21 protein-coding genes and 1 riboswitch are annotated in these 25,515 nt (G+C 49.5%); of the genes, 15 read left to right on the top strand and 6 right to left on the bottom strand.

Annotation, left to right across the window (positions count from 1 at the left end):
- Positions 1 to 55 precede the first annotated feature (55 nt).
- The 5 genes from rnhA (at position 56) to B4V02_RS21495 (ending at position 4,346) form a co-directional block, all read left to right on the top strand.
- On the top strand, positions 56 to 493 hold the full coding sequence (gene rnhA / locus B4V02_RS21515) for a ribonuclease HI (protein WP_007428768.1): 438 nt from the start codon (positions 56 to 58) through the stop codon (positions 491 to 493).
- Between the two features lie 102 nt (positions 494 to 595).
- Positions 596 to 2,293 (top strand): tRNA epoxyqueuosine(34) reductase QueG, encoded by a 1,698-nt coding sequence (gene queG, locus B4V02_RS21510; protein WP_094156341.1) that lies wholly within the window; start codon positions 596 to 598, stop codon positions 2,291 to 2,293.
- Between the two features lie 107 nt (positions 2,294 to 2,400).
- Positions 2,401 to 2,655, top strand: coding sequence for a YneF family protein (locus B4V02_RS21505; RefSeq protein ID WP_007428770.1), 255 nt, complete (start codon positions 2,401 to 2,403; stop codon positions 2,653 to 2,655).
- A 54-nt stretch (positions 2,656 to 2,709) separates the two neighbouring features.
- Positions 2,710 to 3,303: a GTP cyclohydrolase I FolE gene (folE, locus tag B4V02_RS21500; protein WP_094156340.1), complete on the top strand. Its 594-nt coding sequence runs from the start codon at positions 2,710 to 2,712 to the stop codon at positions 3,301 to 3,303.
- A 197-nt stretch (positions 3,304 to 3,500) separates the two neighbouring features.
- Positions 3,501 to 4,346: a lipoate--protein ligase family protein gene (locus tag B4V02_RS21495; protein ID WP_094156339.1), complete on the top strand. Its 846-nt coding sequence runs from the start codon at positions 3,501 to 3,503 to the stop codon at positions 4,344 to 4,346.
- Between the two features lie 122 nt (positions 4,347 to 4,468).
- Here the strand turns inward: B4V02_RS21495 and B4V02_RS21490 are convergent, their stop codons facing one another.
- Together B4V02_RS21490 and B4V02_RS21485 are read right to left on the bottom strand one after the other, a co-directional pair.
- Positions 4,469 to 5,833 (bottom strand): Fe-Mn family superoxide dismutase, encoded by a 1,365-nt coding sequence (locus B4V02_RS21490; protein WP_094156338.1) that lies wholly within the window; start codon positions 5,831 to 5,833, stop codon positions 4,469 to 4,471.
- Between the two features lie 255 nt (positions 5,834 to 6,088).
- On the bottom strand, positions 6,089 to 7,126 hold the full coding sequence (locus B4V02_RS21485; RefSeq protein ID WP_094156337.1) for an alpha/beta hydrolase: 1,038 nt from the start codon (positions 7,124 to 7,126) through the stop codon (positions 6,089 to 6,091).
- Between the two features lie 297 nt (positions 7,127 to 7,423).
- Here B4V02_RS21485 and B4V02_RS21480 point away from each other — a divergent pair, with 297 nt between their 5' ends.
- Both B4V02_RS21480 and thiC read left to right on the top strand, forming a co-directional pair.
- Positions 7,424 to 8,167, top strand: a complete 744-nt coding sequence (locus tag B4V02_RS21480; protein WP_094156336.1) for an IclR family transcriptional regulator — start codon at positions 7,424 to 7,426, stop codon at positions 8,165 to 8,167.
- Positions 8,168 to 8,263: 96 nt separating this feature from the next.
- A riboswitch (TPP riboswitch) is annotated at positions 8,264 to 8,376 on the top strand.
- A 181-nt stretch (positions 8,377 to 8,557) separates the two neighbouring features.
- Entirely contained in the window at positions 8,558 to 10,345 is a 1,788-nt protein-coding gene (gene thiC, locus B4V02_RS21475; protein WP_244188378.1) for a phosphomethylpyrimidine synthase ThiC, read from the top strand.
- 80 nt (positions 10,346 to 10,425) lie between these two features.
- Here thiC and B4V02_RS26200 read toward each other — a convergent pair whose 3' ends face one another.
- The gene (locus tag B4V02_RS26200) at positions 10,426 to 10,578 is read right to left on the bottom strand and encodes a hypothetical protein (protein WP_167383776.1); all 153 of its coding nucleotides are present in this window, start codon (positions 10,576 to 10,578) and stop codon (positions 10,426 to 10,428) included.
- A 538-nt stretch (positions 10,579 to 11,116) separates the two neighbouring features.
- Here B4V02_RS26200 and B4V02_RS21470 point away from each other — a divergent pair.
- On the top strand, positions 11,117 to 11,953 hold the full coding sequence (locus B4V02_RS21470; protein WP_094156335.1) for a YitT family protein: 837 nt from the start codon (positions 11,117 to 11,119) through the stop codon (positions 11,951 to 11,953).
- Positions 11,954 to 11,975: 22 nt separating this feature from the next.
- On the opposite strand, the gene B4V02_RS21465 is transcribed toward B4V02_RS21470, so the two are convergent.
- Both B4V02_RS21465 and B4V02_RS21460 read right to left on the bottom strand, forming a co-directional pair.
- Positions 11,976 to 13,163 (bottom strand): aminotransferase class I/II-fold pyridoxal phosphate-dependent enzyme, encoded by a 1,188-nt coding sequence (locus B4V02_RS21465; protein ID WP_094156334.1) that lies wholly within the window; start codon positions 13,161 to 13,163, stop codon positions 11,976 to 11,978.
- 42 nt (positions 13,164 to 13,205) lie between these two features.
- Positions 13,206 to 14,303, bottom strand: a complete 1,098-nt coding sequence (locus tag B4V02_RS21460) for an iron-containing alcohol dehydrogenase family protein (RefSeq protein WP_094156333.1) — start codon at positions 14,301 to 14,303, stop codon at positions 13,206 to 13,208.
- Between the two features lie 278 nt (positions 14,304 to 14,581).
- On the opposite strand from B4V02_RS21460, the gene purB reads away from it, so the two are divergent.
- Genes purB through B4V02_RS21425 form a run of 7 tightly spaced genes read left to right on the top strand, consistent with a single transcriptional unit; the run spans position 14,582 to position 22,335 of the window.
- The gene (purB, locus tag B4V02_RS21455; protein WP_094156332.1) at positions 14,582 to 16,420 is read left to right on the top strand and encodes an adenylosuccinate lyase; all 1,839 of its coding nucleotides are present in this window, start codon (positions 14,582 to 14,584) and stop codon (positions 16,418 to 16,420) included.
- A gap of 11 nt (positions 16,421 to 16,431) precedes the next feature.
- The gene (locus tag B4V02_RS21450; RefSeq protein WP_232289048.1) at positions 16,432 to 17,211 is read left to right on the top strand and encodes an amino acid ABC transporter substrate-binding protein; all 780 of its coding nucleotides are present in this window, start codon (positions 16,432 to 16,434) and stop codon (positions 17,209 to 17,211) included.
- A gap of 25 nt (positions 17,212 to 17,236) precedes the next feature.
- On the top strand, positions 17,237 to 17,908 hold the full coding sequence (locus tag B4V02_RS21445) for an amino acid ABC transporter permease (protein ID WP_007428784.1): 672 nt from the start codon (positions 17,237 to 17,239) through the stop codon (positions 17,906 to 17,908).
- Positions 17,909 to 17,921: 13 nt separating this feature from the next.
- Complete coding sequence (locus B4V02_RS21440; protein ID WP_094156331.1) at positions 17,922 to 18,710, top strand: amino acid ABC transporter ATP-binding protein; 789 nt, start codon at positions 17,922 to 17,924, stop codon at positions 18,708 to 18,710.
- On the top strand, positions 18,697 to 19,848 hold the full coding sequence (locus B4V02_RS21435; protein WP_094156330.1) for a M20 peptidase aminoacylase family protein: 1,152 nt from the start codon (positions 18,697 to 18,699) through the stop codon (positions 19,846 to 19,848). Before B4V02_RS21440 ends, B4V02_RS21435 begins: the two co-directional genes overlap by 14 nt.
- Positions 19,839 to 21,215, top strand: a complete 1,377-nt coding sequence (locus B4V02_RS21430; RefSeq protein ID WP_094156329.1) for an MmgE/PrpD family protein — start codon at positions 19,839 to 19,841, stop codon at positions 21,213 to 21,215. Before B4V02_RS21435 ends, B4V02_RS21430 begins: the two co-directional genes overlap by 10 nt.
- A 19-nt stretch (positions 21,216 to 21,234) precedes the next feature.
- Entirely contained in the window at positions 21,235 to 22,335 is a 1,101-nt protein-coding gene (locus tag B4V02_RS21425; protein ID WP_094156328.1) for an alpha-hydroxy acid oxidase, read from the top strand.
- Between the two features lie 112 nt (positions 22,336 to 22,447).
- Here B4V02_RS21425 and acnA read toward each other — a convergent pair whose 3' ends face one another.
- On the bottom strand, positions 22,448 to 25,159 hold the full coding sequence (acnA, locus tag B4V02_RS21420; protein WP_094156327.1) for an aconitate hydratase AcnA: 2,712 nt from the start codon (positions 25,157 to 25,159) through the stop codon (positions 22,448 to 22,450).
- Positions 25,160 to 25,515 lie beyond the last annotated feature (356 nt).

Here is a 25,515-nt window from a genome sequence, read left to right as displayed (position 1 = left end):
ACCGATCAGGATCATGATGGAGCAGACGGTTACGAATCAGGAAAGGAAGAGGAATGTGAAAGAAGTGATGGTATATACCGATGGCGCTTGTTCGGGAAATCCGGGCCCTGGGGGTTGGGGTGTCGTTTTACTGTATGGAGAGCATCGCAAGGAACTGTCGGGAGCCGAGAAAATGACAACAAATAACCGCATGGAGATCAGGTCTGTGATCGAAGCGCTGAAAATGCTCAAGGAGCCATGCCATGTCAAAGTACACAGTGACTCTGCCTATGTCGTCAATTGCTTCAAGCAGGGCTGGATTAAGAATTGGCTCCGTAACGGCTGGCGCAACAGTAAAAATCAGCCTGTTGAAAATAAAGAGCTGTGGGAAGAATTGTGGGCATTGATGGGCAAGCATGAGGTTGAATATGTAAAGGTGAAGGGACACAGTGACAACGAGCTGAACAATCACTGTGATTTCCTGGCGACCAGCGCTGTTAAAAATTTACGGTAGCATCTGCTGTTATTTTCTGTTGAAATTTAAGATAAGGGGATTGTTGCAAATTCCTCATATAGGTGATTATGTACGAAGGAATGAAAGAGAGGTGAGTATCGGATGCAACACGAGCTAATTCGGACGGCTGCCGGAACCGCTTCGACCTGGGCATCACTCAAGCAGGAGATCATCGAGGCGGCTCCGGGGCTGGGTATCGACTCCATCGGGTTCGCATCCGCCGACCCCTTTCTGTCTCTGAAAGCTATATTGGAAGAGCATCGGGCCAAAGGCTATGAATCCGGCTTTGAGGAGCCGGATATTGACAAGCGGATTTATCCGGAGCTGTATGGCTCACAGCCTGCATCCCTGATTGCCATTGCGGTGGCGTATCCTGCCAAAATGAAGAATCCGCCGAAATCGGACAAGGGCAAATACCGTGGTATTATGGCACGTTCGGCCTGGGGGAAGGATTATCATCTTGTGCTGCGCGAGGCGATGGAAAAGCTTGAGGCTTTTATAAGTGAGCGGGTGCCTGATGCGATAATGAAGAACATGGTGGATACCGGGGAACTGTCGGACCGGGCAGTAGCAGAACGCGCAGGTATTGGCTTTAGCGGCAAAAACACAATGATGATCTCACCGACGCTGGGATCATGGATTTATCTGGGCGAATTGCTGACGAACATTCCTTTTCAACCAGATGAACCGGTCACGGATGGCTGCGGGGAATGCACCAAATGCCTGGATGCGTGTCCTACGGGCGCGCTTGTGGGACCCGGGGAGCTGAATGCCCAGCGGTGTGTGTCCTTTTTGACACAAACGAAAGGCTTTCTGGATGAAGAGTTTATGCTAAAAATAGGGAATCGGCTGTATGGATGTGATACCTGTCAAATGGTATGTCCCAAAAATCGGGGCCTTAACTGGGATCATCATCCTGAGCTTGCACCCGATCCCGAAATTGTGAAGCCGCTGCTGCTGCCGTTGCTGGATTTGAGCAATCGTGAATTCAAGGAACGGTTTGGACAAAGCGCGGCAGCCTGGCGAGGGAAAAAGCCGATTCAGCGCAATGCGATTATCGGGCTGGGCAATTTCAAGGATATCAGTGCCGTACCCAAGCTGACGGAGGTTCTGCTGGATGATCCACGCCCCGAGCTTCGGGGCACGGCGGCTTGGGCTTTGAGCCGAATAGGAGGAGAAGACGCTATGACAGCGATCAAGCAAGCATCTGAGAAGGAACAACATGAGCAAGTACGCGAAATGATCGCACAGGCGCATTCCAAACTGGAGGAGCAACAGCAAGTAGAACAGGGTCCAACCACCATTTATTATGATGAAATGGAGACACCTGTGGGCACTTTGACGCTATGCGCAACGGATCGGGGGCTGTGCCGAATAGAGTTTGGCGTTTTTCATGCGAAGGAGGCACTGCTTCAGCAGTGGGCCCGAACGTGGATCGGGGAATATGTCTATGTGCAGCAACCGGAAAAACTGCGCGAGGCCGCGGATCAACTGCGTGAATATTTTGCCGGAGAACGACGGGAATTCAGTATAGCCTATGATTTGAGAGGGATTCCCTTCCAAGAGCAGGTATGGCATGCACTGCAAAATATTCCGTATGGACAGAGCGTGTCCTACAAGGATATTGCGGAGTCTATCGGGCGAGCAAAGGCCGTACGTGCAGTCGGCGATGCGATCAACAAAAATCCGCTGCCCATCCTGATTCCATGTCACCGGGTATCAGGTGCAAACGGAAGTTTGGTCGGTTATGCCGGAGGCCTGCCGGTCAAGACGAAGCTGGTGGATTTGGAGAAAGAATAAGGACATATGTTTGCAAATTGTGATTTGCTAGCTGTCCCATGTTTTGCTATGATAGGTTCGTGTGTAATGCATGATGTTTCATATAAATATACAGAGGTGACGACTTCGTGGTGTGGAATATTGTCATTCCGATTATTACCCTGATTGTTGGTTTGGTTGGGGGATTTTTCATCGGTGCTTATTATCTTCGCAAACAGCTTGAGAAGATGCAGAACGACCCTGAAACGCTGCAAAAAATGGCCAAGCAGATGGGTTACAACCTGAATGGAAAACAAATGCAGAGGGCTCAGCAGATGATGAAGAACCAGCAGTTCTCCAAAAATCAGCCTGGTGCGCGTAAAAATCAGGGCCGTCGGAAATAATGAGCAACGTGAGCACGGATGTCGCATGAGGTTGCTGCATAGAGGAGGATTACTGTGGCTGGCGTAAAAGATTATATTAACCGCAAAGCTGCGGATAACCGGGATAAAATCGAGTACCATGTGGAGCAGATTTTACAACTGATCGGTGAGGACCCCAAGCGTGAAGGACTGTTGGAAACACCGGCACGCGTAGCGCGCATGTATGAGGAAATATTTGCGGGTTATGAGGTTGATCCCCGGGATGCGCTGGGTGTGACATTCGACGAGAATCACGAGGAGCTTGTGATTGTGAAGGACATCGTCTATTACAGCCAGTGTGAGCACCATATGGCCCCTTTCTTCGGAAAAGTGCATATCGGCTATGTACCTAGCGGCAAAATTGTAGGATTGAGCAAGCTTGCCCGTCTGGTGGAGGCTGTGACCCGCCGATTGCAGGTGCAGGAGCGGATTACATCACAGATCGCGGATATTCTGAATGAAGCGGTTTCTCCTCACGGAGTTATGGTGGTCGTGGAAGGCGAACACTTATGTATGTGTGCAAGGGGTGTCAAAAAGCCTGGCAGTAAAACGGTAACGTCTGCGGTACGCGGCTCGTTCCGTGATGATGCGGCACAACGCGCCGAATTCCTGTCCCTGATCAAGGAATGATCGAAAACGGCTTGACGGTTATGTGATGAAAAAGGGTGGTTTACGCATAGGCGTAGCCACCCTTTTTTGCTAACACTCTTTTTGCTAACATAGGAATAGACGGATGGACGGATACAACATTCAACAGCGCAGCATAGCTGCCTTAACATTTACGATTAGCCTATGCATAACAGTGATTTTAAGATAGGGGATACCATATGGAGAACGTACATAGCTCAGCAGAAAAAACAACAGCTTTGCCTAATTTGCAATGGTATGAAGCGCCGCTGACCGATACCCGAATGGACGTCTTGTCTCCGCTGGCCTGGGAGGAGCTGGCCTGTCGGCAAGTCGGTAAGGGAGCTGCACCTGTTTTGCATCTGTGGCGGCATCCGGCTGCGCTGGTCATCGGTCACCGGGACCGCAGGCTTCCATACGCGCCGCAGGCGATGGAGCGCGTGCGCAGCGCGGGAACCTCAGTATGCGTGCGTCCCTCGGGCGGAGCAGCCGTCATGCTGGACAGGGGGGTACTGAACCTGTCCCTGATCCTGCCGAATCCGCAGCGGGCGATTAGCCTGAATGAGGATTTCCGCCTCATGGCGGGGCTGATTGCCGATGCGCTGGCCCCGTGGTCTGCCGAGGCGCAGACCGGGGAAATCACCGGGTCCTTCTGTCCCGGTGATTACGATGTCAGCGTCCGAGGCCGCAAGTTTTGCGGCATTGCGCAGCGGCGTCAAGCCAAGGCGTATATCATCACGGCTTTCGTGATGATTGAGGGCAGTGGTGCAGAGCGTGCCCAGGCGGTGCAGCAGTTTTATGCGGCGGCAGCCGGAGATACGCCGGCGGGGGCGCCGCAGCCGGATTATCCACTGGTAAATCCGGCAACGATGGGCAGCCTGGCAGAGCTGGCTGGGGTGCCATCTGTTGAGGCCTATACGGCATCTCTGCGCCGGGTGATCGAAAGCCGGGCTACGATTTTGTCTGTCGATGGCTCGCTAGCGCAGCCGCAGGGATTGGCAGAGCAAATGGCTGCTCTTAGGGAGCGATACGACTCACAAGTATAGTGTAGAGCTGAATTTAGCTCCCTAGCTTACATGAAACTTAGCTCCCTAGCTTACATGAAACTTAGCTCACTGGCTTACATGGAACTTAGTCATATGGCACTTAGCCCACATGCCACTTTGGCTTAGAAGGGCTGCCATCTCAGCTTGGAGGCTTGAGCGTAGCGCGCCTCCACCTCAGGCCAGTTCACGACATGCCACCAGTCTTCGATGTATTTGTTGCGCTCGTTCTGATGCTTTAAGTAATAGGCGTGTTCCCATACGTCAATCGCCAGTAGCGGAATGGATTCCCACTGGGTCAGGTTTTGGTGCTTTTCAGACTGCAAAATTTCAAGCCGTCCTGCGCGTGGACTCCACACCAGAATCGCCCAGCCGCCTCCTTCAACCTTCTCGGCTGCCGCACTGAAATGCTTCTTGAATGCCTCGAAGCTGCCAAAATCCTTTTTGATCTGCTCAGCCAGCGGTCCGCTTGGTTTCCCCCCACCTTGTGGACTCATAATCGTCCAAAAAAGAGTGTGCAGATAATGACCGCCACCGTTAAATGCCAGCTCCCGTTCCCAGTGCTTTACGAGATCAAAATCACCTGTTTTCCGGGCCTCTTCCAGCTTCTTCTCCGCTTTATTCAAATCATTCACATAGCTCAAATGATGCTTGTCATGGTGAATACGCATCGTCTTTTCATCAATGTACGGCTCAAGCGCGTTGTAGGGGTAGGGGAGCGGCGGCAAGCGATGCCCCCCGATCGGAACCGCACGACCGGGGGAAGCTTTTTCGGTCGCCGCGGGCTGCGTCTGACCGGACTGAACGCCCATGGACGCCCAGTTACCTTCTCCCCGTATGCCCGCCTGTCGCTCTCGAAACGTATCCTCAGGGTAGTGCTCACCCTCTACTGCCACATGATACAATCCGGCAGCCCGTTCGATGGAGCCAGGCTCTTGAAAGGGGGTGGTCGAGATCAGGAAATATTGGCTTTCATGGGCCGCGTGCAGCACAATTCCGGCGGATCTGGGCTGCTGTCGTAATGCAAGACTGTGCTCGCCCAGCAGGCCAAGCTGGCGAACATATTCCTGTGACTGACGGTTTGCAGTTTGCAGCAATCCGTCCAGCCGGCGATGCAGATCTTGCGAGACAGTCTCTGGCAATGACACCTTTCCAGATGACGACGCCTCACCCCATTCCCTCGGCTGTCCTGAATATTCAGCCAGTTCGTGTGTGTGTGCTTCTGGAGCAGCCGATTTCTGCGCTTCTGGGTCCTGCCACGCCTGAGTTGCCGGATCGAGGGCGCTCCGCTGCTCTTCAAGCAGTTCTACAGCAGCCCGTTCGGTCTGTTCAAATACGGTTCGCCAATCATCGAGCAGCTGCACATATGCAGGCTCAAGTCCCTCGGTAGCGGACTTAATCACTTCCACATGCCAACTTTCCTGCTGCTTCCAATGCCGGATTTCCTCCAGCACGCGCAAGGGCAGAAAAGATCCATAAGTACTCAGCATTGTTCTTTTACCTCCCGTATCCCACTATGGCTACCCGGGTTGGAGAAAGAATCTGCCCCGGATGCATACGTACCCAGTATATTCGCCGTCTCGTCGGGAATATGTCTACAAACTCTCTCCATCAGATACACATGTCATACAGAATGATAAATTGCCATTAGGACGCAAAAAAAGAAGCCTGACTTGACACGAGTTAAATGTCCATAATCGGGCTTCCTCAAGCTGTGGATAATATAGCTTAAAAAATTCATTGTATTACTTCGCAGTCGTTTGCTTATTCGCACTAGCGATAGTTTTTTTGTCCTCCAGCTCCTGTACGCTGCTCAAAAACGTCGATACCCGCCGCAAGTATTCACGCGGATGCTCTCTGAAAATCAGCTCATGCAGTCCGTTTTTGACAATCCACACGCTGGAAAGCGGATTGGTCTGATTGGCAGCAAGCTTTTCCGCAATGGGATAAGGCGCTTTTTCATCCTGTGTACCATGCACAAACATGATCGGGAACGGATAGTTTTCCTTTTTGACCTCCTGATATGGAATCTGATGCAGGCTGGTGCCGTTCAAAACTGGAAACAGCAATTCCAGAATTTCCAAAGACGGATGGCGTGGCAAATCAATTTGATTATGAATGTTATGGTACAGTGTATCCGGCTCCAGCAGGAAGGTGCTGTCCAAAATCATCGCGTCCACATCCTTGGTTTGCAAACCTGCCTGCAGGGCGGTTCCTGCCCCCATCGAGAAGCCCCATACGATAATCTCCGACGAGCCGCGTTGCTTCGCAAGCTGGATCGCCCCTAGAAGCTGCTGGGATTCCGCTTTCCCTCCGGTCGCGACCGCCTTGCTGTTTTGGGACGCGAAACCGTAGTCAAACATAACCACATTAAAGTTCAGACTATGGGCATAATGCGCCAGATCATACATGGGAATCCAGCTTTCTTCGCGGTTGGCCCCATATCCATGGCTGAAAATAATCGTTTTCCGCGATTGATCCGCCGGGATATACCAGCCTTGCACCATGCGGCTGCCGTCCTTGGCGGGGAAGCTGACTTCCTCATAGGCCATTCCCTTCGCCTGCATCGGGTTGGAGTACAGCGGTGCTACCGTCGGATTGGTGAGAACCCATGCAATGTAGGCGTGCAGAGCGATAAAACAAAACAACAGAAAAAATACGACCGATAGCAGCAGCGCAATCACAATGTGCTTGAACCGCAGCATACGGGGATTAATCAGTGGGATGGACGGCTCCTGAACAGCGGTTTGTAGCTGAGAACTGCGCTGGGATGTCGAAATCATGTAAGAGCCTCCTTATAAAAAATTGAACTTCATGCTATGGAATTTAGGTACAAATTCACTTGAAAATGATAGTGTATGTCCACTTGATACCTATTATCGTATGATGGTGATTATCCAAAGTCAACGCCTGCACCGGAAAAGTAAAAATGATGCAAAGAATTGTCGATGTTTGTTCTTTTTCTGTAATATAGCTGTCACAAAAACATCGGTTTACAGTAGCCGCGAGTATTCTATATAATTTATGTAACCATGTTTCATGGTGTGAAACGAAAATGGATACAAGGGGAGCGGTTCACGATGGAAGACCGTAAATTAACCGTTCGCGCTGTGGAGCGTGCACTTGATATATTGCTGTGTTTTACCGCAGACTCGGATCTTGGTCTGACGGAGATTGCCTCCAAAATTGGACTACATAAAAGCACGGTTCACCGGCTGCTGACAACGCTTGAGGATCGTGGCTTTGTCGTTCGAAATTCCGCAACCGAAAAATACCGGCTCGGCTTCCGCATATGGGAGCTGTCTACCCATTTGTCACAAAGCGACGAGCCGGCAGTGCTGCTGCAGCCTGCGATGGAAGGGTTGCGTGACCGTCTGGGTGAGACGGTCAGCTTATACTTGCGGGACGGCAGCATGCGTATTCGCATTCAGGCCGTTCAGAGCAACCAGCCCATCCGCCGCGTTGCGCCTGTGGGTGCGCGTATGCCGCTGGCTGTGGGGGCTTCCAGCAAGGTGCTGGCGGCCTTTATGCCGCCACAGGAGCTGGAAACCCTGCTAAGGGGGGATGAATGGCCGTCCTCGGTAGACCCGGAGGTCTATAAAGCACAGCTGCAGGACATTCGTGAGAAGGGGTATGCAACCAGCTATGAAGAACGGGAGCCAGGTGCAGCCGCTGTGGCAGCGCCTGTGGTGAACCGGAAGGGACAGGTCGCTGCGGCCTTGTCTGTATCCGGTCCGGTCAGCCGACTTGCACCTGAGACGCTGCATGATTTTGCCCCGATTTTGATCGAAGCTGCGAAGGAAATGGGGCTTATGCTCCCGTAACAGGACCAGAGAAGGGTTGCCAAAGCAATAATTTTAAAGTAATCTGATGAGGATGGCGGGATGTCTGTTATCGCCGCCTCATGCAAATTGAAGTATCACAGTTACTGGGGGAGCCTGTAATGCCGGGCTGAGATGGAATCGTGCAAGATTCCGGACCCTTTGCACCTGATCTGGATCATACCAGCGTAGGGAAGTAATCGGCCATTGAAATGTATACGTAGCTGCTGCCTAAGAAGGCGCATGGAATATATTATTCTGTGTGTGTACTTTTGGATAGCTCTTCGTTAGATTAGCCGGTTCCCTGGGGAACCGGCTTTTTTGCATAGATCAGCCACCCTGGGAATGGTTCCGGATCGGTGTGTCATTTCATCGAAACGGGAGGAACGAACAATGAAACCGACGGAAACAGAAGAAACTGAAGTGAAGACAAGTGCAGAGCAAGCTGACGGAGTAAAACCCTTTCCGGGGAGCCGCAAGGTGTATATTCAAGGCTCGCGGCCGGATATTGCCGTGCCAGAGCGTGAAATCGCTCTGCACCCCACACATACGCCGGAGGGCACCGAGCATCATGAGCCCTTGCGTGTGTACGACACGAGCGGTCCGATGACTGACGAAGCCTATCAGGTGGACATCCGCCGCGGGCTGCCCCCGTTGCGGAGGGCCTGGGTGCTGGAACGGGGCGATGCCGAAGCTTATGAGGGACGCACGGTTAAGCCGGAGGATAATGGGCTGAAGCCCGGTTCCAAACGGGAAGCGGTGGAATTTCCCGGCGTGACCCATCGTCCGCTTCGTGCCTTACAAGGGCGCACGGTGACGCAAATGCACTATGCTCGCAAGGGAATCATTACGCCCGAGATGGAGTTTGCGGCCATTCGCGAAGGGGTGGAGCCCGAGTTTGTGCGACAGGAGCTGGCGGCGGGACGGGCGATTTTGCCTTCCAACATCAATCACCCGGAAAGTGAGCCGATGGTCATTGGGCGTCATTTTCACGTGAAGATCAATGCGAACATTGGTAATTCTGCGGTCACGTCCTCCATTGAGGAGGAAGTGGAGAAGATGACCTGGGCTGTGCGCTGGGGCTCGGATACGGTCATGGACCTGTCCACAGGCCGTAATATCCATACGACGCGTGAATGGATCATCCGGAATTCCCCTGTGCCGATTGGAACCGTACCGCTGTATCAAGCGCTTGAAAAGGTGAACGGCCAAGCTGAGGCACTGACGTGGGAGATGTATCGCGATACCCTGATTGAGCAGGCGGAGCAGGGTGTGGACTATTTTACAATTCATGCGGGCGTGCTTCTGCGCTATATCCCGATGACGGCGAACAGAATGACGGGAATTGTCTCCCGGGGCGGGTCGATTATGGCGGCCTGGTGCCTTGCGCACCATCAGGAGAACTTTTTGTACACGCATTTTGAAGAAATATGCGAAATCATGAAAGCTTACGATGTAGCCTTTTCCCTCGGGGATGGGCTGCGTCCGGGCAGCATCTATGATGCGAATGATGAAGCACAGTTTGCAGAACTGGAAACGCTGGGTGAGCTAACGCAAATCGCGTGGAAGCATGACGTCCAGGTCATGATCGAAGGTCCGGGGCATGTTCCGATGCACAAAATCAAGGAGAATGTGGATTTACAAATGGAAATTTGCCAGGAAGCTCCTTTTTATACTTTGGGACCGCTCACGACGGATATTGCGCCTGGCTACGATCATATTACCTCAGCCATCGGAGCAGCCATGATCGGTTGGTTCGGGACGTCCATGCTATGTTATGTTACGCCGAAGGAGCATTTGGGCCTGCCGAACAAGGATGATGTTCGTGAAGGAGTCATTACCTACAAAATTGCGGCACATGCTGCTGATCTGGCGAAAGGCCATCCACGGGCACAGCAACGGGATGATGCCTTATCCAAGGCGCGCTTTGAGTTCCGCTGGCGCGACCAGTTTAATCTTTCCCTCGATCCCGAGCGGGCCTTATCCTACCATGATGAGACGCTGCCGGCAGAGGGGGCCAAGGAAGCCCATTTTTGCTCGATGTGCGGTCCCAAATTCTGCAGCATGCGCATTACGCAGGACATTCGCGCCTATGCGGCTGACAAGGGACTGAATACAGAAGAGGCTGTAGCTGCCGGGATGCGTGAAAAGGCCGAACAGTACCGGGATGCAGGACAATAGGTTGAAAATAAGTCAATAACCCTAAAAAAGCCGTGTTTTCTCTACAGACGATGTAGGGAAACACGGCTTTTGAGCTTATTTTATTTTTTACCCATTTTCTCATTCAAAATGTCCTGAAAGCTGAGCTTCTTCTCCGAGCTATCTTCTTTCTTCTGCATATTCACAGCGTTGGCGCGTTGGTATTGGTGGTGAAAGGGCATCAGGGTGTGTACAGTTAAGTTCATTGTATTCATGTTAGGTTGTTCCTCCAATTCCATTTTGTCAAATCCAGCTTGAGTTGCTTAGGACATCTGTATAGGACTATTTGTATGTACTTGATGTCGTAATGCCATGTAGGTTGCTTGGTTAAGTTGCAATCATTATAACCGCATTTTTTCAAAGTAAAATGCTTTTGACATAAAACAGGAAGATGGTCGTATGTGTCCAAAATGTGCATTAGGAGGATGGTCATTTTGAGGGAGGATGTGCCTAGATCGAAAACAAGGGCTAGAGGCCCGTTTCTTAGTTTAGTAGTCGGGATTGTGTTTTTTTTATCGAACTGGCTGGGTTCAGTCTATATTTTGTGTTGTGGACCGTCAGGAATCGAATTTTGCAAAATCTTGAATTCGGGATTAAGGCAGTTTGGTGGCGAATTAAAGTGTCAAAGTTATATTGACTTTAGGTTTGTAAGTAGATACCATGAACTGGTTGTAAGCGTATTTTGACTGCAAGCGTCAGCCAATCGATCTGGCTAATCAGTGATGAAATGTTTGAGAGAGGATTAGAGCATATATGAAAAAGAGACTTGCGGATATCGCATTTATTATTGTAGGCGCCTTTTTTTTCGCGCTGGCTGTTAATCTGTATGTTATCCCGAATGAGTTTGGCGAAGGGGGCGTTGTAGGGGTTACGATTATTTTGTACTACCTGTTTCACTGGTCTCCCTCGGTCGTCAATCTGGTGATCAATGGTCTGTTGTTGATTATCGGATATAAGTTTCTGGATGCGAGAACAACGTTATACACCGTCATTGCGGTTGCATTTAACTCATTGTTTTTGCATTTAACGGCTGACTGGCGGATTGATTCACATGAGCCGACGATTAATGCCGTGTTTGCCGGAGTTTTGGTCGGAATCGGGATAGGCTTAATCGTGCGGGTAGGGGGCACAACGGCCGGAACGGTCATTCTGGCGCGGATTGCCAACAAATATTTGGATTGGAATATCAGCTATGCTTTGTTGTTTTTTGATTTGATCGTAGCGTTCTCTTCCTATTTTATTATTGGTCCGGAAAAATTGATGCTGACCATCGTGATCCTGTACGTGGGTACCAAGGTTATGGATTTCATGATTGAGGGGCTAAACCCTAAAAAGGCGGTCATGATTATCTCCGAGCATCAAGACAAAATTGCAGAGATGGTCGTTACGCAAATGGACCGTGGAGTTACCGTCCTGTCGGGCCACGGATATTACACCAAAAACCCGAAGGAAGTTCTGTATATCGTCATTAGCAAGCAAGAGGTGTCGGCGCTTAAAAAGATTGTAAAAGCCGTCGACACCGCAGCATTTATCACGATTCATGACGTGCGGGATGTATTCGGAGAGGGCTTTTTGGATATTTCGAAGTAACTGGCGGTGTGAAGGTAAGGCTTTATACTTTCTGATATTTTAAAATATTGGCGTCTTTAATCCGTTGCACGGCTTCCAGCAATCTTTCTTCCGAACTAACCAAGCTAATGCGAACATATCCGGCGCCGTGCTCACCAAACGCTTCACCCGGAATAACGGCAACATGAGCTTTGTCCAATAAAAGAGCGGAAAACTGCTCTGAGCTATACCCCTCCGGGACTTTCGCCCATACGAAAAAGGTGCCTGCGGAAGGCCTTACATGCCAGCCGATTTTGTTCAGTCCGTTTACTAATGTATCTCTTCTTTGGTTATATATAACCGTGAGTTGGCGGACGCAGTCCTGGTCGGTTGTTAAGGCGGCAGCTGCGGCATCCTGAACCGCTCCGAACACGTTTCCGTAAGCATGTTCAACAAAGCGATTCACGCCTGCGATAATGGATGGATTTCCAACGGCAAACGCCACTCTCCAGCCGGCCATATTGTACGCCTTTGACATGGTGTATACTTCCACGCCTATTTCTTTAGCCCCTTTCGTCTGCAAGAAGCTAAGTGGTTTATTCCCGTCAAAACCAATCGATCCGTAAGCCATATCATGAAAAACGGGAATATTGTGTTTTGTGGCAAACTGAACGGTCTCCGCGAAAAAATGACTTGTTGCCACAGCGCCTGTCGGATTGTTCGGATAATTTAACAATAACAATTTTGTACGGTTGGCGATTTGCGTCGGAATTGCGTTATAATCCGGCAGGAATCCATCTTCTTCCTTCACGGGTAACCCGTAAAGATGGGCCTCGGCTAATTTAACCGCGGAATAATACATTGGAAAAGCAGGCTCAGGAAACATGATGGTATCGCCCGGATTTAAAAGACATTGCGGCAGAGCGGCAACAGCGATAATAGATCCGTTAAAAATGGCAATTTCGGTATCCGGATCAAGATCCACGCCGTATTCACGTTTGTAGAATGCAACAATGGCCTGTTTTAAAGACTTTTTTCCATTGTAAGGTGGGTATCCATGGTTGCTCTGCATATCAACGGCCTCTTTCAAGCGATCCACAATATGCTGAGGAGTAGGCAAATCCGGGTTTCCTCTTCCAAGATTAATAATATCAATTCCTTGCTTTTCATAAGTGGCAATCGCTTCCGCTTGTTTGGACATGTACTTTCTCGGCAGGGATTTCAGCCGCCTGGATTCTTCAAAAACAACCATTCTTTTTTCCTTTCTGCTGATGGCTAGAAGCAATGTATCCCCTTAATAACTGTAGCTGCTTGTAATCCTGTTCACTGTCAGGATCGCCCACAGTGCATCATCAGCGGTGACTTTAAACGGTAAACTGTGAATTCTCGATGTTTGAGACGTCATTTTTGCCGCAATCAGCTGCAGCGCTTCCGTGTTGGAATCGTCCAAATGTATATCCTGCAGCGTCGTCGGGAGGCCTATTTTTCTATAAAAAGGAAGAATCGACTCCAGCTCGTCTATTTTCTTTTCCAGGGCTAATTGAACCAGAATTCCAAACGCTACAAGAGATCCATGTAAAATCGTTTTCGTTCCGGGAATAGCAGTCGCAGCATTAAAGAAGGCGTGTGCGCCAACGCTTTTGGCAAATATGCTTCCGAAGCCTCCAACGAGGCCAGCAACGGCAATATTCGTATCAATGACATTTATAAAGGCCTCCGTTAATTTTCCGGTCTGCGCGTCTTTGATGGATTGTTCCCCGAATTCGAATAGAAACTCTCTGCATTTGTGCATCATTTCAAAACTCAATTGCATTGGTATGGTTTTGGTCTGTATCTGATTCAAACGGGACACGCCTTCATACCATTTGGCAAGAGTGTCGCCGATACCGGCAATCGTATATTCAACAGGGCTGTTTAAAATAATCTCCGGTTCAATCAGGACAAGGTTGGTTGCTTTCGGAAAGGACAAGCTGTCAACATGAATCCCCTCATCATTATAAATAATGCTTACGGCACTGAATGCGGCGCAATTGGAAGCAAGTGTCGGAACGAGTATTTCCGGGATTTGCAGTTGATAGGCAACTGCTTTTACAAGGTCCGCCACCTTTCCTCCGCCGATCCCCAGTAATCCTTCCGCTTTATATTGCTTGGCAATAGCGGAGATTCGCTTAATCTCGTTTAGAGAACATTCACCCCTATATTTCTCATATTGAATCTCGAAATTTTCCAGCGAAGGCAAGTAAGGCATTGCGGCCTGAAGCGATCTTTCTCCATGTATGACAAATAATCTGTTGATCTTTCTTTCGGAAATCAATTGGGGCAATTGATTCAATATCCCTTTACTGTGATAGTATTCCTGAGGACCAGCCTTCAAAACGACAGTTGATTCCATAATGACACTACCTCCATTATATTCCGACTTAATAGGGAGGAATAAATGATATTGTGAAAAATATACTCTGTTCGCCAATCCATGTCAATTACTTCTTAAGCGCGCCCTTATGAAATTAGTCTTAGATTTTAATTATTGACATGCTAAATTTTGATCTATATATTATAGTAATTAGGTAAAGCGGTAAAACATATGTGTTAACTGTGAATTCGGCATTGTTATGTATTATAATGTAGTCGAACACGAAAAAGCAGGCTAGGCGGAAAGGAAGAAATGTAATGAGTTCCCATGTAATAGATATGGTATTGCTAAGAAATAATTTCGGAACAGCTGACATGCGCAGCATCTGGTCGGAGCATAACCGGCTGCAAAAGCATTTTGATGTGGAGGCTGCTCTTGCCCTGGCGGAAGGGGAATTTGGAATTATCCCCCGGAGTGCCGCCGAAACGATTGCCAAAAACGCGAAGGCTGAATTGGTGGATTTTGCTGAAATCGCAAGTGAATCGGCTAAAGCGAAGCACTCTTTAAATGCAACCATAAAAGCGTTGCAGTCATTATGCGGTGAGGATGGAGAGTATGTCCACTTTGGAGCAACGACCCAGGATATTGTGGACACAGGAACCATACTGCAATTAAAAGAGGCGCATGCCCTTATCCTTTCGGAGTTGAAAGAGGTTGCGGGAGAGCTCGCAAAGCTTGCCGAAAAATACAAAAGAACGCCGATAGCCGGCCGATCTCACGGCATGCAGGGGCTGCCGACAACCTTTGGCTTTAAATTATCCGTGGTGCTGAGTGAAGTAAACCGCCACATTGAACGGTTACAAGGCTTGGAGGCCCGGACATTTACCGGTGTTATTGCAGGTGGAGTCGGGACATTTGCTTCTTTTGGTCCTAAAGGGCCTGAAATCGAAGCGAACGCTCTACAAAGACTGGGTTTGTCCGTGCCGGAGATTTGTTGGCATTCGTCGCGAGACAGAATCGCGGAGTACGCCAGTGTTATCGGATTAATCAGCGGTACATTAGGCAAGCTTGCCAATGAATTCTATAATCTGATGCGGTCGGAAATTGATGAAGTTGAAGAACCTTTTGCAATAGGGAAAATTGGCAGCACAACGATGCCCCATAAACGGAATCCGGCAGCACTGGAGGGGATCGCAAGCCTGACAAGACCGATTCTCCATAGCGTGTCCCTTATTCAGGATTCTCTCATCGTGGAGCATGAACGTGATGCTATGTCATGGCGGGGCGAATGGATTGCTTTGCCGGAAATCTGCATCTATCTGTCTGCTCAACTGTTATCGACCAAAACGGTTTTGCAGGGGTTGATCGTAAAGCCCGATAACATGCTCCGAAACTTAAATCTGCAAGGCGGGCTTTTATTATCGGAAAGAGTCATGTTCGCATTGGCGGAGAGCTACGGGAAGCAGACTGCACATGAGCTTATTTATGAGCTGTCGATGAAGGCCATTGAAGAGCATAAACCATTTCAGGATGTGTTGGTTGCCAATGAACAAGTCGCTAAGGTGCTGGATGCAACGAAAATAAAAGAGCTGTTAAATCCTGAAACCTATCTGGGCTCCGCGGTTGAAAAAGTGGATCAAGTGCTGGTGAAGCAGCATTTCCGTCTGGCAGTTCTTGACGATGCGGAAGCATTGCTCGACCTGACATTAAGAGCTTACCAACCTATAAGGGATTTAGGGATAAATTTTGCCGCGGCACATGCTGATCTGGATTTGGTGAAAAAACATATCACCCATAACTTGTGTTATGTGCTGGAGCAAAACGGGAAAATGATCGCGACTGTCGCCATCAGGCTGCCGTGGGGGGGCCAACCTGGTCCTGCCGGTCTACCGCATATCGGCTGGCTGGCCGTAGATCCGGCCAATGAGCGGCAAGGAATCGGATCGAAGATTTTGTCATTGGCTGAAGAAAAAATAGTGTCCGATTTAAAAAGCCCGGCCGTTACCTTGGGCACGGCGGAAAATCACCCATGGCTGTCTGCCATGTATGAAAGCAAGGGGTATCACAAAATCGGCACCAAAGATTTGGGCAGAGGTCATACAACGGTTTACTTTAAAAAGGATCTGCAGGCATCTAAGGTAACTCAAAACATATAAAAGCAGAGGGGATTATAATGAAAAAGTTTCTTGGTATTATGATTGCAAGTGTGTTGCTGGTCGTGTTGGCGGCTTGCGGCAATGGAACAAGCTCAAGCGGAGAAAAAGTGCTCAGAGTAGGGGCGACAGGACAAAGCTTTCCAAACTCCTTTAAAGAAGGAGATAAACTGGTCGGCTATGATGTCGAAGTGCTGGAGGCTGTTGCCAAGAATCTTGGCTACAAAGTGGAATGGACACTGACGGATTTTTCCGGATTGATGGGTCAATTGGAAGCAGGCAAGCTGGACACGATTGCCAATAACGTAGCCGTAACCGATGAAAGAAAAAAAGTATATAATTTTACGGACAAATACTCAGTCCTTGGTACACAGGTTGCTGTCCGGTCAGACAATAATGAAATTAATACTTTGGATGATCTAAAAGGAAAAACCATTTCAGCCGTTCTGGGGTCCAACAATGTGAAGAATTTTAAAGCCTGGGATACCAAAGGCGAAGTTACTTTAAAAACATACGAAACGCGTGAATCGGCCATGAATGAAGTCATCACGGGCAAGGTGGACGGATATATTAACGCATCCACTACGCTTCTGGCTGAGATTGCCAAAGGCAAGCTTCCGCTCAAATTGGTGGGCGATCCGATTTCACATGATGATGTGTCCTTTCCTTTTGCCAGAACGGAACAGGGTGAAAAGCTGCTGAAGGAATTTAACACTGAACTCCAAAAGCTCCGCAATGATGGAACGTTATTAAAAATCTCGAAAAAATATTACGGTGAGGATGTAACACAATAAACTAAGTCTTGAGGTGTACTCTCCAATGGATTTCGATTTTGAATATATGCTGTCCGTATTTCCCAACATTATTAAATATTTACCCTTAACCATTATCATGGCCGTAACGGCCATGATAATGGCAAGTATCCTCGGCCTAATAGTGGCACTTATTAGAAACAGCCGCATTCCTGTACTCACACAGCTTGCGGCTGTCTATATTTCTTTTTTTCGGGCGATCCCGATGCTGGTGCAGCTATTTCTATTTTACTTTGGCCTGCCGCAGTTAATTCCCGCTTTTAATAATATGACGGCATTAACGGCCGCGCTGATTGGCTTGAGTTTAAAAGAAGCGGCATTTCTGGCGGAAATTTTCAGAGCTGGGCTGAATTCGGTTGATAAAGGCCAATTGGAGGCGGGTTTATCGGTTGGCATGACGAAATTTCAAACCTACCGCCGGATGATCCTGCCGCAGGCGGCGCGTAACGCGCTACCCGGTACTGGGAATACATTTATTACGCTTATTAAAGAAACGGCACTGGCGTTTACGTTGGGTGTGGCCGAGATGTTTGCCCAAGCCAAAATGATGGCGGCGGAAAGCTTCAAATTTTTTGAAACGTATTTGGCAGTCGGACTTTTATATTGGTTTATTGTTATCGGAGTATCGTCACTTCAGCGCGTGGCAGAACAAAGAATTAACCGGCCTTATCAACAATAGGAGGTTTTGACGAATGATATCGGTTAAAAACCTGCATAAACGTTTTGGCAATTTGGTTGTACTAGACGGCATCAATATAGAGGTGAAACAGGGCGAAGTCGTTGCGATTATCGGCCCTTCAGGCTCAGGAAAATCAACATTGCTCCGGTGTCTGAATTTATTGGAAACTCCCGATCAGGGGGAAATAGAAATCGGAAGCGCCAGGATAAACGCTGAAAAATTTTCCGGGAAAGAAGCGCATTTATTAAGACAGCAAACGGCGATGGTGTTTCAGAATTATAATTTGTTTAAGAATAAAACAGCTCTGCAGAATATTACGGAATCTTTAGTGATCGCCAAAAAAATGAAAAAAGAAGCTGCAAGTCAAATCGCGCTCGATTTATTGAAGCAGGTCGGCCTGGTGGATAAAAAGGACAACTACCCGGTTACCTTATCCGGCGGACAGCAGCAGCGTGTCGGCATTGCCAGGGCGCTCGCGGTTGATCCCCATGCGATTTTGTTTGATGAGCCGACCTCCGCGTTGGACCCGGAGCTTGTGGCCGAGGTATTGCAGGTGATCCGGTATATTGCGAAAAAGAACACGACGATGATCATTGTCACGCATGAGATGGCCTTTGCGAAGGAAGTAGCCGACAAGATTATTTTTATGGCTGACGGACATATTGTCGAGCAGGGAACTCCAGCGCAAATCTTTGAGCAATCCGTAAATCCGCGAACCAAACAATTTTTGCAGCAGTTGGGCAGCAGAGCAGCTGGCAGCGAAGAGGAAACGAAGGAGGAATCGTTCAGTGGCGCTTTCTGATAATCAAAAACAATTACAACAAAAGCTAGTCGCATACCGCAGAGAATTGCATGAACATCCGGAGCTTTCCTTGCAGGAGCATGAAACGACTGCCCGGATTAAACGCTGGTTGGCGGACAATGGCATTCCAATTCTTGATTTTCCGCTAGAGGTGGGCGTAATTGCCGAAATCCAGGGTGAGCTTCCCGGACCGACCATTGCCGTTCGGGCGGATATCGACGCCCTGCCCATTCGAGAAGAAACGAAAGTGGATTTTGTGTCTAAAAATGACGGGATTATGCATGCGTGCGGACATGACTTTCACACCGCCTCTATAATTGGAGCGGCTATTTTGCTGAAAGAAAAAAAGTCGCAATTAAAAGGAGCGGTCAGATTCATTTTTCAGCCGGCAGAGGAAATTGCCCAAGGTGCGAAAGTAATCGCCCAAGCCGGAGCGCTTGAAGGGGTGGAGGCCATTTTTGGCATGCACAATAAGACTGATTTGCCTGTCGGTACAATTGGCATCAAAGAAGGCCCGTTGATGGCCAGTGTAGATAAATTTGAGTTGGATGTGATCGGCGTGGGCGGCCATGCCGGTATTCCAAATAACAGCATCGATCCTATTGTGGTCGGTGGGCAAATTGTTTCCGGCCTGCAATCGATTGTCAGCCGGAGCCTTAGCCCGTTTCACAATGCGGTTATTAGTGTGACACGGTTCCAATCCGGGAACACATGGAATGTCATTCCGGACAAAGCGGAGCTGGAAGGAACCGTGCGGACCTTTCAGGAGGAAGCGCGAAGTCGTATCCCTGTGCTCATGAAACGCACTGCGGAAGGGATTGCCGCCGGATACGGAGCCGAGGTGGATTTCCGTTGGTACAGTTATCTTCCCTGCGTGAATAATAACGGGAGATTTACGGATGTGGCCACGGATGCGGCCAAAGACTTGGGCTATAAGGTCGTAGATGCCGCGCAAAGTCCCGGCGGAGAAGATTTTGCTTTTTATCAGGAAACCATTCCCGGATTTTTTGTATGGATGGGTGTGGATGGTCCTCAGGAATGGCATCATCCCGCATACTCGCTAAATGAAGATGCTCTGATTGTCGCCGCAAATTATTTCTCACATCTGGCCGTGAAAGTATTGGAGCAATGGAACTGAACAATCTGTCGTTAACAAGTCGGTTTGTTGACTGCATTCAGGCTGCGAACCCGCTGGCCTCACGAGAAGCGGTGCATATGGCTAAAATGGGGCTTGTTGATTTTATTGCCTCATGTCATGCGGCCAGCGGCGATATAAGTGTCCAGAAGCTTAAAAAGCATTTGGACATGGACGGCGGAGCAGGACCTGTTCCTGTCATCGGTCAGAATATGAAAGCAGCGCCGCTTCATGCCGCTCTCTTAAACGGGTTTATAGGCCACGCGCTTGACTTTGACGATGTTCATTCCGATGTTCGCGGCCATCCGAGCACTGTTATTTTGCCGGTGCTTTTTTCGCTGGCTGCAAGCAGGTCGACCGCAAAAGCTTTGAATGGCCAAAGGCTCCTGGCCTCCTATATTATCGGGGTGGAAGTTATGGCCAGGCTCGGGCAAGCCATCGGAAAAGACCATTATGCCAAAGGCTGGCACAATACCGGTACACTCGGAACCGTTGCCGCTGCTGTTGCGGGAGCCTATTTCCTAGGCATGAATCATGAGGAAATGCGCCAGGTGATAGGTTTGGCGGCAACGCAGGCCAGCGGTCTAAGAGTTCAGTTCGGAACGGAGGCCAAGCCGTTGCATGCGGGTTTGGCTTCGCAAGCGGCCCTGCAATCGATTTTATTTACCGAATATCAGTTAAGCAGCACGGCGGCAGGATTGGATCAGGAGCTGGGCTTTTTTGCCGTATACGGACAAGGCGAACCCTATGCGGCTCCTTTTTTATTGGATCATTGGCAGCATGGCTCATGGAAAATAGCAAACCCGGGTTTATGGTTTAAGCTGTATCCCTTTTGCTCCGCCGGGTACCATGGAGCGGATGCAGCCTTGCGTTTAGTGGCTAACTATCCGATAGACCCGGAGCGAATCAACCAGATCAACATCATTTTCCCCCAGGGCGGCGATGCAGCTTTAGTGCAGCATACTCCGCTGACAGGTGAACAAGGCCGCTTTAGCATTGAATATATTGTCGCATTGATTCTTTTACATTATCCGCTTTCAATTGGAAATTTTCAGGCACAGCCTATTGCGGAAGAGGTACGAATGTTCATGAGCAAGATCAAGAGAAGGTATAGCGATGACATTCAACCTGTTCCCGATAGTATCCCGAAAGGCAGATTTACAATTGTGGAAATCATAACAGACCGCAACGAAATATGGAGCGAGCGTGTGGATGCTCCCAAAGGTTCGGCCCTGCAGCCGTTAACGGATGAGGAAATGCAATACAAACTGAAGATCTGCCTGCAAAACGACCAGACTTCACGCCGAATCCTGCAATATGTCGAGGACTTGGAGAACTATCCGGTTTCCGGGCTGCTCTCTTTATTATAGCTGGAAAGAAGGGAAGATCATGACCAGGAACCCCATGCCCGTCTTTTATAAGGATTGGGAAGCGTTGGCCGCAGAAAAATTGGAACGCGGTGCTTTTGAATATATTAGAGGCGGATCGGGAAGTGGGGAGACACTGCTGGCGAACGAAACGGCGTTTCGTCAATGGGCGATTATTCCGCGAGTGCTGCGGGACGTATCTTCTGTGGAAATAAGCACTTCCATATTGGACCAGCCTATACAAGCTCCAATTCTGTTAGCGCCGGTCGGCTACCAAAAACTTGCGTATCCGCAAGGAGAACTTGCCGCTGCCAAGGCTGCCGAAAAGGCGGGTGTCCCTTATATCGCAAGTACGGTTTCTGATTATTCTTTGGAAGAAATAAGCGAACACACCCCGCAGGGAAATAACTGGTTCCAGCTCTACTGGTCAACCAATGAAGCTCTCACTTTCAGCATGGTGAAAAGGGCAGAGCAAGCCGGATATAAAGCGATTGTCGTAACCGTAGACACAGGCGTATTGGGATGGAGAAGCAGCAGCTTTGTTCATCACTTCTCGCCTGTGAGAGCAACCAGAGGTGGAGCTAATTTTCGTAAAGATCCTGTATTTCAAGCGTTGGTCACAGAATGGACGGAAGACAATATTATAAAAGAAATTGAAAACAATAAACGCAGGGATCATATGACTTGGGATGATATTCTCCGTTTGAGGGAAATCACCAGTCTGCCGATTATTTTAAAAGGCATACAGCATCCAAAAGATGCAGAAAAAGCCGCCGAGCTGGGATTTGAAGGGATTATCGTATCAAACCACGGCGGAAGACAACTGGATGCGGCAATATCCTCCCTGGAGTCTCTTTCGCCCATTGTTGACGCGGTTAAAGATAGGATCGCAATTATCGTGGACGGTGGCATCAGAAGCGGTACGGATGTATATAAAGCGCTGGCTTTGGGCGCGGATGCCGTTTCTATCGGAAGGCCGTATATTTATGGTTTGGCGGCGTACGGGGAAGAAGGAGTAGTCCAGGTTATCGAGCAATATAAGTCGCAGCTAATCTCTGCCCTACGGTTATCCGGTGAGGCAAATATGAAACACTTATCCAGAGAAAATCTGCACCGTTACTAATTTCGGTTCATATTTCCATCTGAAAGCTTCGAGCATGTAAAAAATCCCCTCTCAATTTGCAGTTTCAACTGCATTTGGAGGGGATTTTGTTATTTATACGATTTATGCGCTTTTATTCTTGAATCATTTGACGCAATACGGTTTGCAGAATGCCACCGTTGTGGTAGTAGTCGATGTCCACGGTGCTGTCCAGTCGGGCAATTACCGGGAACTCTAACTTGGTGCCATCCTCGCGTTTGGCTACAACCGTAAGCTCTTGGCCTGGCTTCACGTCATTGTCAATGCCAAGGATGTCAAAGGTTTCGCGGCCGTTCAGTCCCAGACTGGACCAGCTGTAACCTTCCTGGAATTGCAGTGGCAGCACACCCATACCGACCAGGTTACTGCGGTGAATCCGTTCGAAGCTTTCGGCGATAACAGCTTTCACGCCCAGCAGAAGCGTACCCTTGGCCGCCCAGTCACGCGAGCTGCCTGTACCGTATTCCTTACCGGCAATAACGATCAGGTTTTGATCGGCTGCCTGATATTTCATGGACGCATCATAGATGGACATGACCTCATCCGTTGGCAGGTATTTGGTCACGCCGCCTTCGGTGCCGGGAGCCACGTTGTTGCGGATACGGATGTTGGCAAATGTACCACGCATCATGACCTCATGGTTACCACGGCGGGAGCCGTAGGAGTTGAAGTCCTTACGCTCCACACCATACTCCTTCAAGTACAGTCCTGCCGGGCTGGAAGGGGCGATGTTGCCTGCTGGTGAGATATGGTCTGTCGTAACCGAATCGTTCAACAGGGCAAGCACACGGGCATTGCGAATTTCTTTGATATCCTGCACGCCATCCTGAAGTCCTTCAAAGAACGGCGGATTTTGAATATAAGTCGAGTTTTCATCCCATTCATACAGTTCGCCTTCAGGGACTGAAATGGAGTTCCATTTTTCGTTGGCCGTAAATACATTTTCGTATTTGCGACGGAACATATCCGGGCTGAGCGACAGGCTGATGGCTTCCTTGATTTCTTCGGAAGTAGGCCAGATGTCTTTCAGGTAAACCGGTTGATTGTCCTGATCGTAGCCGAGCGGGTCATTCGCCAAATCAATGTTCACCGTACCTGCCAGCGCGTAAGCGACAACCAGTGGCGGTGAGCCGAGATAGTTGGCTTTGACCTGCGCATGCACACGACCTTCAAAGTTCCGGTTGCCGGAAATGACTGCGGCCACGGTCAGATCGTTATCTGTAATGGCCTGACTCACTTCGTCAGGAAGCGGCCCGGAGTTGCCGATGCAGGTCGCGCAGCCGTAACCAGCCACATGGAAGCCGAGTGCTTCCAGTGGGCCGATCAGATCGGCCTTTTGCAGGTACTCCGTCACGACCAGGGAACCCGGTGTCAAGCTGCTTTTAACATAGCCCGGCTTTTTGAGTCCGCGTTGCACCGCTTTTTTGGCAAGCAAGCCCGCACCGACCATAACGCTTGGGTTGGAGGTGTTCGTGCAGCTTGTGATTGCCGCAATGACGACCGCTCCTGTACCCAATTCGCTGGTAGAGCCATCCGGATGGGTCAGCGGAATCTTTTGTGCGATTTTCTCATCGCTCAGACCATAGCCGCCTTTGTCCACCGGGGTACGGATAATGCCTTCGAAGTTTTCCTTCATGCGGTTCAATTCTACGCGGTCTTGCGGACGTTTGGGTCCGGCGAGACTCGGTACAACCGAAGCCAGATCCAGCTCAATCGTATCGCTGAACACAGGGTCCGGCGTATCGGCTGTGCGGAACATGCCTTGCGCCTTGTAATATTCCTCGACGAGGCTGATTTGCTCATCGGAGCGTCCAGTGCTGCGCAGGTAAGCTAGGGTTTCGGCATCAACCGGGAAAAACCCGATCGTTGCGCCGTATTCCGGTGCCATGTTGGCAACGGTCGCACGGTCAGCCAGGCTGATGTTGGCCAGGCCGGGACCGTAAAATTCTACGAATTTGCCGACCACGCCTTTTTTACGCAGCATTTGAGTGACTGTCAGCGCCAGATCCGTAGCAGTAGCCCCTTCCGACAGGCTGCCCGTCAGCTTGAAGCCAATCACATCGGGAGTGACAAAATAGAGCGGCTGCCCCAGCATACCCGCCTCTGCCTCAATACCGCCGACGCCCCAGCCTACAACGCCAAGTCCGTTAATCATCGTAGTATGGGAGTCTGTTCCCACGAGGGAATCCGGGAAAACGACCGTCTCGCCGTCAATGGTTTTGGTGGCGGCTACGGATGCGAGATACTCCAGATTGACCTGATGGACGATACCGGTAGACGGCGGTACAGCGCGGAAGTTGTTGAACGCCGTTTGCGCCCAGCGCAGAAAACGGTACCGCTCCTCGTTACGCTCAAACTCTACATTAATGTTGTAGTCCAGCGCGTCACTGGAACCAAAGGCATCAACCATAACCGAGTGGTCGATGACGAGATCGACCGGGACGAGCGGGTTGATTTGTTTTGGATCGCCGCCCGCTTTTTTTACGGTATCGCGCATGGCTGCCAAATCGACAACGACTGGAACACCCGTAAAATCCTGAAGCACGATGCGTGCCGGGATGAATGGGATTTCCTTGTTGGTGTCACGATCCTCGGCCCAGCCTGTCAGCTGCTGTACATGCTCCTCTGTAATGGCGCGTCCGTCAAATTGACGAACCGCGGCTTCCAGCAACACTTTAATGGAGAAGGGCAGCTTGGCAACACCGCTTTTTCCTTGTTCCTCCAGAGCCTTGAGACTGTAATAACGATAAGGCTTGCCGTTAACTTCGAGACTGCGGGCAATGGAGAATTGATCTTTTCCTGACATAGGTATTACCTCCTTGAAGTGAATGCTTGTGGGGTGAATAGGAATGTCGTTTTTTTCGATGTCTTGCACGGTTGGTTTAAATTGGTTGCGTTCTCAATTTAATCTTCAGTGATTCATTGCGTGTTAAAGATTGAGATGAATGAAATTCGTTTCATTAGATGAAACTTGATTTCAAAATGATTGCTTTTGGATTAAGTATACCGTTTTCAGGCGGTTCCGTAAAGTTTTTTTGGCCTAAATTATATGTTTGCAGACTGGAAAATAAAACGTTCCACTTCCTCGTGTTTCGATGTTCATACCAAGCTTTAGAGATTCATACTTATAGATAGAGTGCATATCAGTCCAGAGAGGGAAAA

The sequence above is a fragment of the Paenibacillus kribbensis genome (assembly GCF_002240415.1).
Lineage (GTDB): Bacteria > Bacillota > Bacilli > Paenibacillales > Paenibacillaceae > Paenibacillus > Paenibacillus kribbensis.
Note: the sequence above shows the minus strand (reverse complement) of the source record. Positions and strands in the feature narration are given on the sequence as shown.